At 61.5% G+C, this 13,662-nt stretch carries 12 protein-coding genes; 8 read left to right on the forward strand and 4 right to left on the reverse strand.

What is annotated here, in order from left to right:
- Positions 1-232: 232 nt before the first annotated feature.
- Both mprF and HX875_RS25290 read left to right on the forward strand, forming a co-directional pair.
- Positions 233-2,875 carry a bifunctional lysylphosphatidylglycerol flippase/synthetase MprF gene (gene mprF, locus HX875_RS25285; protein WP_177046793.1) on the forward strand — a complete coding sequence of 881 codons (2,643 nt, stop codon included), beginning with the start codon at positions 233-235 and terminating at the stop codon, positions 2,873-2,875.
- Positions 2,875-4,161, forward strand: a complete 1,287-nt coding sequence (locus HX875_RS25290) for a virulence factor family protein (RefSeq protein WP_177046795.1) — start codon at positions 2,875-2,877, stop codon at positions 4,159-4,161. Before mprF ends, HX875_RS25290 begins: the two co-directional genes overlap by 1 nt.
- 190 nt (positions 4,162-4,351) lie before the next feature.
- Here HX875_RS25290 and HX875_RS25295 read toward each other — a convergent pair whose 3' ends face one another.
- Positions 4,352-6,253, reverse strand: coding sequence for a potassium transporter Kup (locus HX875_RS25295; RefSeq protein WP_177046797.1), 1,902 nt, complete (start codon positions 6,251-6,253; stop codon positions 4,352-4,354).
- Between the two features lie 301 nt (positions 6,254-6,554).
- Between HX875_RS25295 and rimO the strand changes: the two genes are divergently transcribed.
- The 5 genes from rimO to tsaA all read left to right on the forward strand — a co-directional run bounded on the left by rimO (position 6,555) and on the right by tsaA (position 10,605).
- Positions 6,555-7,895, forward strand: a complete 1,341-nt coding sequence (rimO, locus tag HX875_RS25300; protein ID WP_218171121.1) for a 30S ribosomal protein S12 methylthiotransferase RimO — start codon at positions 6,555-6,557, stop codon at positions 7,893-7,895.
- 103 nt (positions 7,896-7,998) lie between these two features.
- On the forward strand, positions 7,999-8,469 hold the full coding sequence (locus HX875_RS25305; RefSeq protein ID WP_177046799.1) for a GNAT family N-acetyltransferase: 471 nt from the start codon (positions 7,999-8,001) through the stop codon (positions 8,467-8,469).
- A gap of 187 nt (positions 8,470-8,656) precedes the next feature.
- The gene (locus HX875_RS25310; protein WP_003208627.1) at positions 8,657-9,367 is read left to right on the forward strand and encodes an rRNA pseudouridine synthase; all 711 of its coding nucleotides are present in this window, start codon (positions 8,657-8,659) and stop codon (positions 9,365-9,367) included.
- A 76-nt stretch (positions 9,368-9,443) separates the two neighbouring features.
- Positions 9,444-9,905 carry a DUF1456 family protein gene (locus tag HX875_RS25315; protein WP_010170047.1) on the forward strand — a complete coding sequence of 154 codons (462 nt, stop codon included), beginning with the start codon at positions 9,444-9,446 and terminating at the stop codon, positions 9,903-9,905.
- Positions 9,906-9,909: 4 nt separating this feature from the next.
- The gene (tsaA, locus tag HX875_RS25320) at positions 9,910-10,605 is read left to right on the forward strand and encodes a tRNA (N6-threonylcarbamoyladenosine(37)-N6)-methyltransferase TrmO (RefSeq protein ID WP_177046801.1); all 696 of its coding nucleotides are present in this window, start codon (positions 9,910-9,912) and stop codon (positions 10,603-10,605) included.
- 118 nt (positions 10,606-10,723) lie between these two features.
- Here the strand turns inward: tsaA and fpr are convergent, their stop codons facing one another.
- Entirely contained in the window at positions 10,724-11,503 is a 780-nt protein-coding gene (fpr, locus tag HX875_RS25325; protein ID WP_003189055.1) for a ferredoxin-NADP reductase, read from the reverse strand.
- Between the two features lie 124 nt (positions 11,504-11,627).
- On the opposite strand from fpr, the gene HX875_RS25330 reads away from it, so the two are divergent.
- On the forward strand, positions 11,628-12,554 hold the full coding sequence (locus tag HX875_RS25330) for a LysR family transcriptional regulator (protein WP_003208633.1): 927 nt from the start codon (positions 11,628-11,630) through the stop codon (positions 12,552-12,554).
- Here HX875_RS25330 and HX875_RS25335 read toward each other — a convergent pair.
- Together HX875_RS25335 and erdR are read right to left on the reverse strand one after the other, a co-directional pair.
- Positions 12,551-12,913 carry a diacylglycerol kinase gene (locus HX875_RS25335; protein WP_177046803.1) on the reverse strand — a complete coding sequence of 121 codons (363 nt, stop codon included), beginning with the start codon at positions 12,911-12,913 and terminating at the stop codon, positions 12,551-12,553. The two genes, HX875_RS25330 and HX875_RS25335, sit on opposite strands and share 4 nt — an antisense overlap.
- Positions 12,914-12,988: 75 nt before the next feature.
- Entirely contained in the window at positions 12,989-13,639 is a 651-nt protein-coding gene (gene erdR / locus HX875_RS25340) for a response regulator transcription factor ErdR (RefSeq protein ID WP_003208636.1), read from the reverse strand.
- Between the last annotated feature and the right edge of the window lie 23 nt (positions 13,640-13,662).

The following is a 13,662-nucleotide window of genomic DNA, read 5'->3' on the forward strand; positions in this document are numbered from 1 at the left end:
AAAAAGTCCTTTTGAAACAATGGCATGGCATCTTTCATGAAACCGTACACGGTTTGTAGAGTCCATCTCATTGCAAGCTATGCTAAGTCTTCAAGCACTGTCCTTCTACGACCAATGGGCGCTGTCGCTGCACTTCGCGATACGCGTTAATATTTGTAATTATTTTGTCCATAGGGATTGGTAACTTGGCTGGATACCTCCATCCTGTCGCGCACAATCCACGAGGTGATTGATGCGCGCCAACTCGTCTGAACCACAAGACACTGTCACAGCGACACAACCGATCACTCCCACCCGTTTGCGCTGGCTGGATCTGTTGAGCAAATACCGCCAACCCATCGGGCTGGCCGTCACGTTGTTGCTGTTCGCAATCGCCCTTATTGCCTGTCGCCACCTGCTGCTTGAGCTGGACTTGTACGCGCTCCACGATTCGATCCTGGAAGTGCCGAAACCTGCACTGCTGGGCGCATTCGGTGCCGCGGTCGCAGGCTTTATCATTTTGCTGGGCTATGAGTTTTCCGGCGCCCGCTATGCCGGGGTGAAACTGCCGGCCAAGACCCTGGCCTACGGCGGCTTTACCGCATTCGCCATCGGCAACGCCATTGGCCTGTCGATGCTCTCGGGCGGCTCGGTGCGCTACCGTTTATATGCACGGTATGGCGTCGGCGCCTCGGAAGTGGCCCGCATGACCGTGTTTGCCAGCCTCGCCCTGGGTTGCGCCCTGCCACCACTGGCAGCCCTGGCCACCCTGAGCAACCTGCCCGCCGCCTCCAACGCACTGCATTTGCCGGCGAGCCTGCTCGGCGGTATCGCAGGCGCTGTACTGTTGTTGACCGCAGCACTGTGCATCGGCATCTACCGTCGTCGCCTGCCGGAACAACCGTATCCGGACAACCTGCTGGTCAAGGCCGGGCGCCGCACCCTGCGCCTGCCAGGCCGTCGCCTGACCTTCCTGCAACTGATCATCACCGCCCTCGACGTCGCCGCTGCCGCCACCGTGCTTTATCTGCTGCTGCCGGAAGCGCCGCCCTTCGGCCCGTTCCTGCTGGTGTACCTGCTGGCCCTGGCCGCGGGTGTGCTCAGCCATGTGCCGGGCGGTGTCGGGGTATTCGAAGCGATCCTGCTGGCGGCCTTTGCCGACAAGCTTGGCGCTGCGCCACTGGCGGCCGCCTTGCTGCTGTACCGGATGATCTACGTGGTGCTGCCGCTGTTGATCGCCTGTGTGTTCCTGCTGATCAATGAAGCCCAGCGCCTGTTCCAGACGCAGCAAAGCCTGCGGGCGGCCTCGGGCCTGGCCGCACCGATCCTGGCCGTACTGGTTTTTTTGTCCGGCGTGGTCCTGCTGTTTTCCGGCGCAACCCCGGAAATCGACTCACGCCTGGAAAACATCGGCTTCCTGATTCCTCATCGCCTGATTGACGCTTCGCACTTTGGTGCCAGCCTGATCGGCGTGCTCTGCCTGTTGCTGGCACAAGGACTGCGTCGCCGGTTGTCCGCCGCGTGGATGCTGACCATGGTGCTGCTGCTGACCGGCGCCCTGCTCTCGCTGCTCAAGGGTTTCGACTGGGAAGAAGCCAGCCTGATGACCATGACGGCGGTGCTGCTGGCGATCTTCCGGCGCTCGTTCTACCGCGCCAGCCGCCTGACTGAACTGCCATTCTCGCCGCTGTACCTGGTGGCGAGCGTGTGCGTGCTCGGTGCGTCGATCTGGCTGCTGTTGTTCGCCTACCAGGACGTGCCCTACAGCCATCAGCTGTGGTGGCAGTTCACCCTCGACGCCAACGCCCCACGTGGCCTGCGCTCGCTGCTGGGCGCTGCCGTGGTATTGGTGGTGGTCTCGCTGACCTGGCTGCTGCGCACCGCGCGCCCGATCATCCACCTGCCAACACCCGACGAACTGGAACGCGCCACCAAGATCCTGATGAACTCGGCGCAACCCGACGGCGGCCTGGCCCTGACCGGCGACAAGGCCCTGCTGTTTCACCCCAACGACGAAGCGTTCCTGATGTACGCGCGTCGCGGTCGCAGCCTGGTGGCCTTGTATGACCCGATCGGCCCGACCCTGCAACGGGCCGAGATGATCTGGCAGTTCCGTGACCTGTGCGACATTCACCATGCGCGCCCGGTGTTCTACCAGGTGCGGGCAGAGAACCTGCCGTACTACATGGACATCGGCCTGACCGCGATCAAACTGGGCGAAGAAGCCCGGGTCGACTTGAAACGCTTTGACCTGGAAGCCAAGGGCAAAGAGATGAAGGACCTGCGCTACACCTGGAACCGCGGGACCCGTGACGGCCTGTCCCTGGAGATCCACGAAGCCGGCCAGGCCCCGATGGAGGAGCTGAAAGTCATCTCCGACGCGTGGCTGACCGGCAAGAACGTGCGGGAAAAGGGCTTTTCCCTCGGACGATTCAGCGACGACTACCTCAAGCACTTTCGTATTGCGATCATTCGCTTCGAAGGGCGCCCGGTAGCGTTTGCGAACCTGCTTGAGACCTACAGCCATGACCTGGCCAGTCTCGACCTGATGCGTGCGCACCCGGACGCGCCGAAGTTGACCATGGAATTCATGATGGTCGGCCTGATTCAACATTATAAGAACCATGGCTACGCCCGCTTCAGCCTCGGCATGGTGCCGTTGTCGGGCCTGCAACCACGACGTGGCGCCCCGCTGACCCAACGCCTGGGCTCGATGGTGTTCCGCCGTGGCGAGCAACTGTATAACTTCCAAGGCTTGCGCCGCTTCAAAGACAAGTTCCAGCCTGACTGGGAACCCCGTTACATGGCCGTGCCCGCAGGACTTGATCCGCTGGTGGCACTGGCCGATACCGCCGCCCTGATTGCGGGCGGCTTGACTGGATTGGTGAAACGCTGATGATTCGACGCTCCTGGCGGTATGTATTGGCCTTTGTAGTGCTGCTCGCCCTGGTCCTGGGTGGCGGCTATTGGTACTGGAACCGCCCTGCCCCGCAGCCCACCCTGGAGCAATTGCCCCAGGCCGATGGCTCGGTCATGACGCGGGTAACCCCCGGCACTACCCCGAAGGCCCGCGTGGCCGTGGCCGTACTGGCCGACGAAACCCTGACCGACAGCCAACTGATCGCCCTGAGCCAAGGCGGCGCGGCGCAGATCGTCCAGGTGATCCTGCCCAAGGACGACTGCAAGCTGCAGGAACAAGCCCTGCAAACCGCCCTGGGCCAGCTTGCCGGCCCGGCGACCCTGGTCAGCGGCATCGGCCCTGGCGCATCCCTGGCCTGGCGCTGGCTGGCCGCACAGAACGACGACAAGGCCAACGCCATCTCCGTCGGCTTCGCAATCGCACAGCCAGGCTGCAATGACCCGCTGCCGAAAACCTCGGCCCACGGCAGCTGGCTGGTAGCCTGGAACGACAACCCTGACGACGATGCCGCCAGTTTCGTACGCGATACACCGCGTGCCACCACCAGCATCAGCGACTACGACGTTCACTACCCGCAAGTGCTGAACAACGAACTGCGCAAACAGCTGGTAGGTTCGGACAACGGCGGCCTGGCGATCCCGGTGGTCGAAGTACCTGCGGGCCAGGCCAAGGACACGGTCACCCTGTTCCTCTCCGGTGACGGCGGCTGGCGTGATCTGGACCGCGACGTAGCCGGGGAAATGGCCAAGATCGGCTACCCGGTGGTCGGCATCGACACCCTGCGCTACTACTGGCAGCACAAGACCCCGGAACAAAGCGCCAAGGACCTCACCGAGCTGATGCAACACTACCGGCAGAAGTGGGGCACCAAGCGCTTCGTGCTGACCGGTTACTCGTTCGGCGCCGATGTGTTGCCGGCCATCTACAACCGCCTGCCGGAAAACGAGCAGCAGCGTGTAGACGCAATCATCCTGCTGGCCTTTGCCCGCACCGGCAGCTTCGAAATCGAAGTGGAAGGCTGGTTGGGCAACGCCGGCAAAGAAGCCGCCACCGGCCCGGAAATGGCCAAGCTGCCGGCCGACAAGGTGGTGTGCATCTACGGTGCCGAAGAAGTCGACGAGAGTGGCTGCACCGACAAGACCGCTGTCGGCGAAGCCGTGAAGCTGCCTGGCGGCCATCACTTCGACGAGAATTACCCGGCGCTGGCCCAGCGCCTGGTGGACATCATCAATAAGCGTCAAGGCACCCCCAAGGCCGAATAAGCGCCCACAAAAAAGCCCCCGCTGCCGCAAGGCACCGGGGGCTTTTTGTTGATTGCTCGTAGCAGCTGTCGAGCCCCGGCGAGGCTGCGTCGGCAGCACCACCGCTTCACGGTCAGACCTCTGGACCGGGTCGCGCCCCTCGCAGCCTCGCCAAGGCTCGACAGCGGCTACGGGGGGACGCGGCCAGGGCTTACATTTCTACCTGGGTGCCCAGCTCGATTACCCGGTTAACCGGCAGCTTGAAGAAGCGCAGGTTGCCGTTGGCATTCTTGAGCATGAAGGCGAACAAGCCTTCGCGCCAGCGCGCCATGCCCTTGATGCGGGAAGCGATCACGGTTTCACGGCTGAGGAAGTAGGTGGTGCGCATCGGGCTGAAGTCCAGGTCATCCAGATGGCACAGCTTCAGCGCCTCGGGCACGTCCGGCTCGTCGGTAAAGCCGAAATGCAGGATCACCCGGAAGAAGCCTTCGCCGTAGGCATCCACCTCGAAGCGGCGGGCGACAGGCACCCGCGGAATGTCCTCGTAGACCACGGTCAACAGCACCACTTGCTCGTGCAATACCTGGTTATGCAGCAGGTTGTGCAGCAGTGCATGGGGCACGGCGTCGGGCCGCGCGGTGAGGAATACCGCAGTGCCCTGCACGCGGTGAGGCGGCTGCACGCGGATACTGCTGATAAAGATCGGCAACGGCAGCCCCCCCTCGTCGAGGCGGTCCACCAACAGTTGCTTGCCACGCTTCCATGTCGTCATCAGCACAAACAGCACAATCCCCGCAAGTACCGGGAAGGCGCCGCCCTGGACGATCTTCGGCACGTTGGCCGCGAAGTACAGCCCGTCCACCAACAGGCAGCAGACCAGGACCGGCACTGCAAAGATCGGTGGCCATTTCCACAGCAGCAGCATCACCGCCGACACCAGGATAGTGGTCATCAACATGGTGCCGGTCACCGCTACGCCATAGGCCGATGCCAGTGCGTTGGAGGACTCGAAACCCAGCACCAGCAGGATCACGCCGACCATCAGCGACCAGTTCACCGCGCCGATGTAGATCTGGCCCTGTTCGGCACTGGAGGTGTGCTGGATATGCATGCGCGGGATGTAACCCAGCTGGATAGCCTGGCGGGTCAGGGAAAACGCGCCGGAGATGACCGCCTGGGACGCGATCACCGTGGCCAGCGTGGACAACACCACCAACGGGATCAGCGCCCAACTCGGCGCCAGCAGGTAGAACGGGTTGCGCGCGGCTTCAGGATCGCCAAGCAGCAGGGCACCCTGGCCGAAATAATTGAGCACCAGCGCCGGCAACACCAGAATGAACCAGGCGCGGGCGATGGGTTTGCGGCCGAAGTGGCCCATGTCGGCGTACAGCGCCTCGGCACCGGTCAACGCCAGCACCACCGCGCCAAGGATGGCCACGCCAATGCCCGGGTGAGCCTCGAAGAAACGCACGCCCCACATCGGGTTCATGGCGTTGAGTACTTCCGGATGCTGGGTGATGCCGTAGGCGCCGAGGCCGCCCAGCACCAGGAACCAGGTCACCATCACCGGCCCGAATAACTTGCCGATGCGATCGGTGCCGTGTTTCTGGATCAGGAACAGGGCCACCAGCACGACCAGAGCAATCGGCACGACCCACTTTTCCAGGCCATCGAATGCCAGCTCCAGGCCTTCAACCGCTGATAACACGGAAATCGCCGGGGTGATCATGCTGTCGCCGTAGAACAGCGCTGCGCCGCACAGGCCACAGACCACCAGGAAACTGCGCAATCGCTTGCGCTCACCCGCCGCCCGTCGCGCCAACGCGGTCAAGGCCATGATGCCGCCTTCGCCCTGGTTATCGGCGCGCAGCACGAACAGCATGTATTTGATCGATACCACCCAGATCAGCGACCAGAAGATCAGCGCCAGGATCCCCAGCACACCGTCATGGTTGACCTGAACCCCATAGCCGCCGGTAAACACCTCTTTAAGGGTGTAGAGCGGGCTGGTACCGATATCGCCGTAAACCACCCCCACTGCCGCCACCAGCATGCCGATCGGCTTTGCGTTGGACTGCTCGGCACCTGCTGCCTGACTACTTGCCTGACCCATCAACCACTCCTGCCCTTTGACCTGCGGTCTTTTATAAACAGCGCGCCTGCTGCGGGCGCCTATGCTGTGCACAGCATGCGCTGTTTTACTTCTCGTTACAGACGATTTATTGACCGAGGAAATTCACTCAGGTGCAACGGCGCGAAGCATAGCGCAGCACTCGTCGTATTTCCCTGCATAAAGCTGGTCAAGAGCGATTCCCGTCGCTAGAATTGCGCACTTTTTGATCAGAGGCACACCAAGTGCCCATCCGCAGCCTTTCGTGCACGACTGGCGGCGTCATTCAATACCGAGGTTAGACATGTCCACCACCATCGCAAAAGCCAACCCCAAGGTCGGCTTTGTATCCCTGGGTTGCCCAAAGGCTCTGGTCGACTCCGAACGCATCCTTACGCAACTGCGCATGGAAGGTTATGACGTCGTGTCCACCTACCAGGACGCGGACGTGGTGGTGGTCAACACCTGCGGCTTCATCGACTCGGCCAAGGCCGAGTCCCTGGAAGTGATCGGCGAAGCCATCAAGGAAAACGGCAAGGTGATCGTCACCGGCTGCATGGGCGTGGAAGAAGGCGCTATCCGCAACGTGCACCCGAGCGTGCTGGCCGTGACCGGCCCGCAGCAGTACGAGCAAGTGGTCAATGCCGTGCACGATGTGGTGCCGCCGCGCCAGGACCACAACCCGCTGATCGACCTGGTGCCGCCACAAGGCATCAAGCTGACGCCGCGCCACTACGCCTACCTGAAGATTTCCGAAGGCTGCAACCACAGCTGCAGCTTCTGCATCATCCCCTCGATGCGCGGCAAGCTGGTGAGCCGCCCGGTGGGCGACGTCCTTGACGAGGCCCAGCGCCTGGTCAAATCCGGCGTGAAAGAGCTGCTGGTGATCTCCCAGGATACCAGCGCCTACGGCGTCGACGTGAAATACCGCACCGGTTTCTGGAACGGCGCGCCGGTGAAAACCCGCATGACCGAACTCTGCGAAGCCCTGAGCAGCCTCGGCGTCTGGGTGCGCCTGCACTACGTTTACCCGTACCCGCACGTTGACGAGCTGATCCCGCTGATGGCCGCCGGCAAGATCCTGCCGTACCTGGACATCCCGTTCCAGCACGCCAGCCCGAAAATCCTCAAGGCCATGAAACGTCCGGCTTTCGAAGACAAAACCCTGGCGCGCATCAAGAACTGGCGCGAGATCTGCCCGGACCTGATCATCCGTTCCACCTTCATCGTCGGCTTCCCGGGCGAAACCGAAGAAGATTTCCAGTACCTGCTGGACTGGCTGACCGAGGCCCAACTGGACCGCGTCGGCTGCTTCCAGTACTCGCCGGTGGAAGGTGCTCCGGCCAACCTGCTGGACGCCGCCATCGTTGCGGACGACGTCAAGCAGGACCGTTGGGAGCGCTTCATGGCCCACCAGCAGGCCATCAGCTCGGCGCGCCTGCAACTGCGCGTCGGCCGCGAGATCGAAGTACTGATCGACGAAGTCGACGAGCAAGGCGCTGTTGGCCGTTGCTTCTTCGATGCGCCGGAAATCGACGGTAACGTGTTCATCGACGATGCCAGCGGCTTGAAGCCGGGCGACAAGGTCTGGTGCACCGTGACCGACGCCGACGAGTACGACCTGTGGGCTGAAAAGCGTGCATAAGATGTAAAGAATTGAAAAAGCCCTGCCTCTGGACAAGATGCGGGGCTTTTTTAGGTCTATCGTTTTGCCCATCGGCGCCAATCATCGGCAAGGGGCAGCGGGCATGCGTCAGCATTCGGTTATCCATACACCCAAATCCAGCGACTATCAGGAACTGACCCGTATCTGGGAGGCATCGGTGCGGGCCACCCATGACTTCCTGCCGGACAGTTACATCGAGTTGCTGAAAACCCTGGTGCTGACCCGCTACCTCGACGCGGTGATGCTGATCTGCACCAAGGACTCACGCCAGCGCATCACCGGGTTTGCCGGAGTGGCGGCGGGCAAGGTCGAGATGCTGTTCATCGACCCAGCACACCGTGGCCAGGGCCTGGGGCGGCAGTTGCTGCGCTATACCATCGAGTCGATGAATGCCGACCAACTGGACGTCAACGAACAGAACCCGCAGGCCCTGGGTTTCTACTTCAAGCAGGGCTTCGAGGTGATCGGACGCACGGAGCACGACGGCATGGGCCAGCCTTATCCGTTGCTGCACATGCGCCTTAAACAGGTACAACAAGCTCGCAGCGGCTGACACAACAAGGATCAAATGTGGGAGCTGGCTTGCCTGCGATGCGGCTCCCCCGGTATGCCAGATACACCGAGGCGATGCCATCGCAGGCAAGCCAGCTCCCACAAAAAGCCACAGCGCCAAAATGGAGCCGGGATTAACCGGCGCCACACAGGTACAATAGCCGCCCCCTTTTGTTTCGGCCCTTGTCATGACTGAACCCCTACGCCTCTCCAAACGCCTCATCGAACTGGTCGGTTGCTCCCGTCGGGAGGCTGAGCTGTTCATCGAAGGCGGCTGGGTCACGGTGGACGGCGAAGTGATCGACGAGCCGCAGTTCAAGGTCACTACCCAAAAGGTCGAGCTCGACCCTGAAGCCAAGGCCACCGCGCCGGAGCCAGTGACCATCCTGTTCCACGCCCCCGCCGGCGTGGACGCCGAGACGGCCATGGCGTCGATCAACGCCGAGACCCTGTCGGAAGAACACCGCTTCAGCAAGCGCCCGCTCAAAGGCCACTTCCTGCGCCTGACCGCCAGCAGCGACCTGCAAGCCAAGGCCAGCGGCCTGCTGGTGTTCACCCAGGACTGGAAGATCTTGCGCAAGCTGACCGCTGACGCGAACAAGATCGAACAGGAATACGTGGTGGAGGTGTCCGGCGACATGGTCGCCCACGGCCTGAACCGCCTCAACCACGGCCTGACCTACAAAGGTAAGGAATTGCCGGCGGTGAAAGCCAGTTGGCAGAACGAGAACCGCCTGCGCTTTGCGCTGAAAAACCCGCAACCGGGTGTGATTGCCTTGTTCTGCGAAGCCGTCGGCCTGAAAGTCGTCGCCATTCGACGCATCCGCATCGGCGGAGTGTCCATCGGCAAAGTGCCGGTGGGCCAATGGCGCTATCTGTCCGGCAAAGAAAAGTTCTAAGACTTTTTTCGCCGCCGAATCTCTCGATACCGCCTGCCTGGGCGGTGTCCACAGTTGAATGACCAGGATTGCCCACATGATTCACAACGACGTACTGCGCAGCGTGCGCTACATGCTCGACATCAGCGACAACAAGATGGTCGAGATCACCAAGCTCGGCGGCATGGAAGTCACCAAGGACGACCTGCTGACCTATCTCAAGAAAGACGAGGAAGAAGGCTTCGTGTTCTGCCCGGACGAAGTCATGGCGCATTTCCTCGACGGCCTGGTGATCTTCAAGCGCGGCAAGGACGAAAGCCGTCCGCCACAGCCGATCGAACTGCCGGTGACCAACAACATCGTCCTGAAGAAACTGCGGGTGGCCTTCGAACTGAAGGAAGACGACATGCACGCGATCCTCAAGGCCTCCGAGTTCCCGGTGTCCAAGCCTGAGCTGAGCGCGCTGTTCCGCAAGTTCGGCCACACCAACTACCGCACCTGCGGTGACCAGCTGCTGCGCAACTTCCTCAAGGGCCTGACCCTGCGCGTTCGCGCCTAAGCCCGTGAACTACAGCGTCTCACCCATCGGCTTTGTCCGCTCCTGTTTCAAGGAGAAATTCGCCATCCCGCGCCAGCCCCAACTGGCGCCTGCCGCCCGGGGCGTGCTGGAGCTGGTGGCGCCGTTCGACCAGGGTGAGGCGGTGCAGGGTTTGGAACAGGTCAGCCATGTGTGGTTGCTGTTCCTGTTTCACCAGGCGCTGGAAGACAAGCCAAGGCTGAAAGTGCGCCCGCCGCGGTTGGGCGGCAACAAGTCCATGGGCGTGTTTGCCACCCGCGCGACACACCGGCCCAACGGTATCGGGCAGTCGGTGGTCAAGCTGGACAAGGTGGAGGACGGCCGCTTGTGGATATCCGGCATCGACCTGCTGGACGGCACACCGATTCTCGACATCAAGCCGTACGTGCCGTACGCAGACATCGTTGACACCGCGAGCAACAGCATCGCCAGCGCCGCGCCAGCGCTGATTCCTGTGCAGTGGCTGAAGACGGCACTGCAACAGGCAGAAGGCCACGCTCAGCGCCTTGGCGAGCCATTGGTGGCATTGATCGAGCAGTGCCTGGCGCAGGATCCACGGCCGGCATACCAGACGCCGGGGCCGGAGCGGGAATACGGGGCGCAGTTCTGGGATGTGGATGTGCGGTGGCACTATCCCGAGGCGGGGATGATTTGTGTGCTGGAAGTCGTGTCGGCTGGATAAACCGGAAACAAATGTGGGAGCGGGCTTGCTCGCGAAGGCGGTGGATCAGTCAATACATCTGATGACTGTTACACCGCCTTCGCGAGCAAGCCCGCTCCCACATTTTTTTGCGTCGCCCTTATTTCTCGACGAACGCACGCTCGATCAAGTAGTCACCCGGCTCACGCATCCGCGGGGAAACCTTCAGGCCGAAGCTGTTCAGCACTTCGCTGGTCTCGTCCAGCATGCTTGGGCTGCCGCACAGCATGGCGCGGTCGTCTTCAGGATTGATCGGCGGCAGGCCGATGTCGCTGAACAGCTTGCCGCTGCGCATCAGGTCGGTCAGGCGGCCTTCGTTTTCGAACGGCTCGCGGGTGACGGTCGGGTAGTAGATCAACTTGTCACGCAGGGCCTCGCCGAAGAACTCGTTCTGCGGCAGGTGCTCGGTGATGAATTCGCGGTAGGCGACTTCGTTGACGTAACGCACGCCGTGGCACAGGATCACTTTTTCGAAACGCTCGTAGGTTTCAGGGTCCTGGATCACGCTCATGAAGGGCGCGAGGCCGGTGCCGGTGCTGAGCAGGTACAAATGCTTGCCAGGCTTCAAATCGTCAAGCACCAGGGTGCCCGTCGGTTTTTTGCTGATGATGATCTCGTCGCCTTCCTTCAAGTGCTGCAACTGGGAAGTCAGCGGGCCATCCGGCACCTTGATGCTGAAGAACTCCAGATGCTCTTCCCAGTTCGGGCTGGCAATGGAGTAAGCGCGCATGAGCGGGCGGCCGTTGGGCTGTTGCAGGCCGATCATCACGAACTGACCGTTCTCGAAGCGCAGGCCCGGATCGCGGGTGCACTTGAAGCTGAACAGAGTGTCGTTCCAGTGATGAACACTGAGGACACGCTCGTGGTTCATGTTGCTCATGTACGGGGGACTCCTGGAAATGGGTCTGCGCCAAATGTTGGATGCGCAATTGCACAGCATTCTAATGGCGGCGACAATATCTGTTAACTGGATTATTAAGATAAGGGTTATCGGTTATATCGATATGCGATTTACTCTACGTCAACTGCAAGTCTTCGTCGCCGTCGCCCAGCAGGAAAGCGTCTCGCGCGCTGCTGGCCTTCTGGCCTTATCTCAATCCGCCGCCAGCACCTCGATCACCGAGCTGGAGCGTCAATCCAGCTGCCAATTATTCGACCGCGCCGGTAAACGCCTGAGCCTCAACGCCCTCGGTCATCAGCTATTGCCCCAGGCCGTGGCGCTGCTGGACCAGGCCAAGGAGATCGAGGACCTGCTCAACGGCAAGTCGGGCTTCGGCTCCCTGGCGGTGGGCGCCACGCTGACCATCGGCAACTACCTGGCCACGCTGCTGATCGGCAGCTTCATGCAGCAGCATCCCGAGAGCCAGGTGAAGCTGCATGTGCAGAACACTGCGCATATCGTGCATCAGGTGGCGCACTACGAAATTGATCTGGGTCTAATCGAAGGCGACTGCAGCCACCCGGACATCGAGGTGCAAACCTGGGTGGAGGATGAACTGGTGGTGTTCTGCGCGCCCCAGCATCACTTGGCCAAGCGCGGCCAGGCCACCATGGAGGAGCTGACCCATGAGGCGTGGATCCTGCGGGAACAAGGCTCCGGTACGCGCCTGACCTTTGACCAGGCCATGCGGCATCACCGCAGCGCGCTGAATATCCGCCTGGAGCTGGAACACACCGAGGCGATCAAGCGGGCTGTGGAATCCGGATTGGGGATTGGCTGCATTTCCCGGCTGGCGCTGCGCGACGCCTTCCGGCGCGGCAGCCTGGTGCCGGTGGAAACCCCGGACCTGGACCTGGCCCGGCAGTTCTACTTCATCTGGCACAAGCAGAAGTACCAGACCTCGGCCATGCGCGAGTTCCTGGAACTGTGCCGTTCCTTTACCGCCGGTGTGCAACGCAGCGACGAGATCGTGCTGCCGACCATCGCCTAGATCAGGATGACGGCCCACACCAGGGTAATGATGGTCAGCGCGACAAACTGGGCCGCGCTGCCCATGTCCTTGGCGTTTTTCGACAAGGGGTGCAGGTCCAGGGAAATCCGGTCGATCGCCGCTTCGACGGCCGAGTTGAGCAACTCGACGATCAACGCCAACAGGCACACGGCAATCAGCAACGCGCGCTCCACCCGGCTGACGTTGAGGAAGAAACTCAGCGGGATCAGGATGACGTTGAGCAGCACCAACTGACGAAACGCCGCCTCGCCGGTGAAAGCCGCACGCAGGCCATCCAGGGAATATCCCCCCGCGTTGAAGATACGTTTGATACCGGTTTGACCTTTGAAAGGCGACATAGAGTAGGCAACTGAGCAAAAAGATGTGGGGAAACTAGAGCAGGCAAAGTCAAAAAAACGTGAATGAACAGCGTCTTAATGCTGCGAAATTGACTCAAGTTGTTGCAAGAGTAGCGCTGCCTGGGTTCGCGTGCGTACACCCAGCTTGCGGAAGATCGCCGTGACATGGGCCTTGATGGTCGCTTCCGACACGCTCAGCTCATAGGCAATCTGCTTGTTGAGCAGGCCTTCGCAGACCATGGTCAACACCCGGAACTGCTGGGGCGTCAGGCTGGCCAGGCCATCACGGGCGGCCTTGGCTTCGTCGGAGACATTGATCTCTTCAAAGGCTTGCGGCGGCCAGGAGACGTCGCCGTCCAGCACCGTACGCACGGCTTTCTGGATGTCTTCCATGGAGCTGGACTTGGGAATGAAACCGCTGGCACCGAACTCCTTGGAGCGCACCACCACCGACGCTTCCTCCTGGGCCGAGACCATCACCACAGGAATCTGCGGGTATTGCCCGCGCAGCAGCACCAGCCCGGAAAAACCGTAGGCACCGGGCATGTTCAGGTCCAGCAGGACCAGATCCCAGTCGGATTTTTCGGTGAGGCGGGTTTCCAGCTCGGCAATGCTGGCGACTTCGACGAGGCGTACATCCGGCCCCAGGCCCAGCGTGACCGCCTGGTGCAGCGCGCTGCGAAACAGCGGGTGGTCATCGGCAATCAGGATTTCGTATGTGGCCATTTATTAAATGATCCTGTTTTTTA

Origin of the sequence: Pseudomonas yamanorum (assembly GCF_013386765.1) — a bacterium.
Lineage (GTDB): Bacteria > Pseudomonadota > Gammaproteobacteria > Pseudomonadales > Pseudomonadaceae > Aquipseudomonas > Aquipseudomonas yamanorum_A.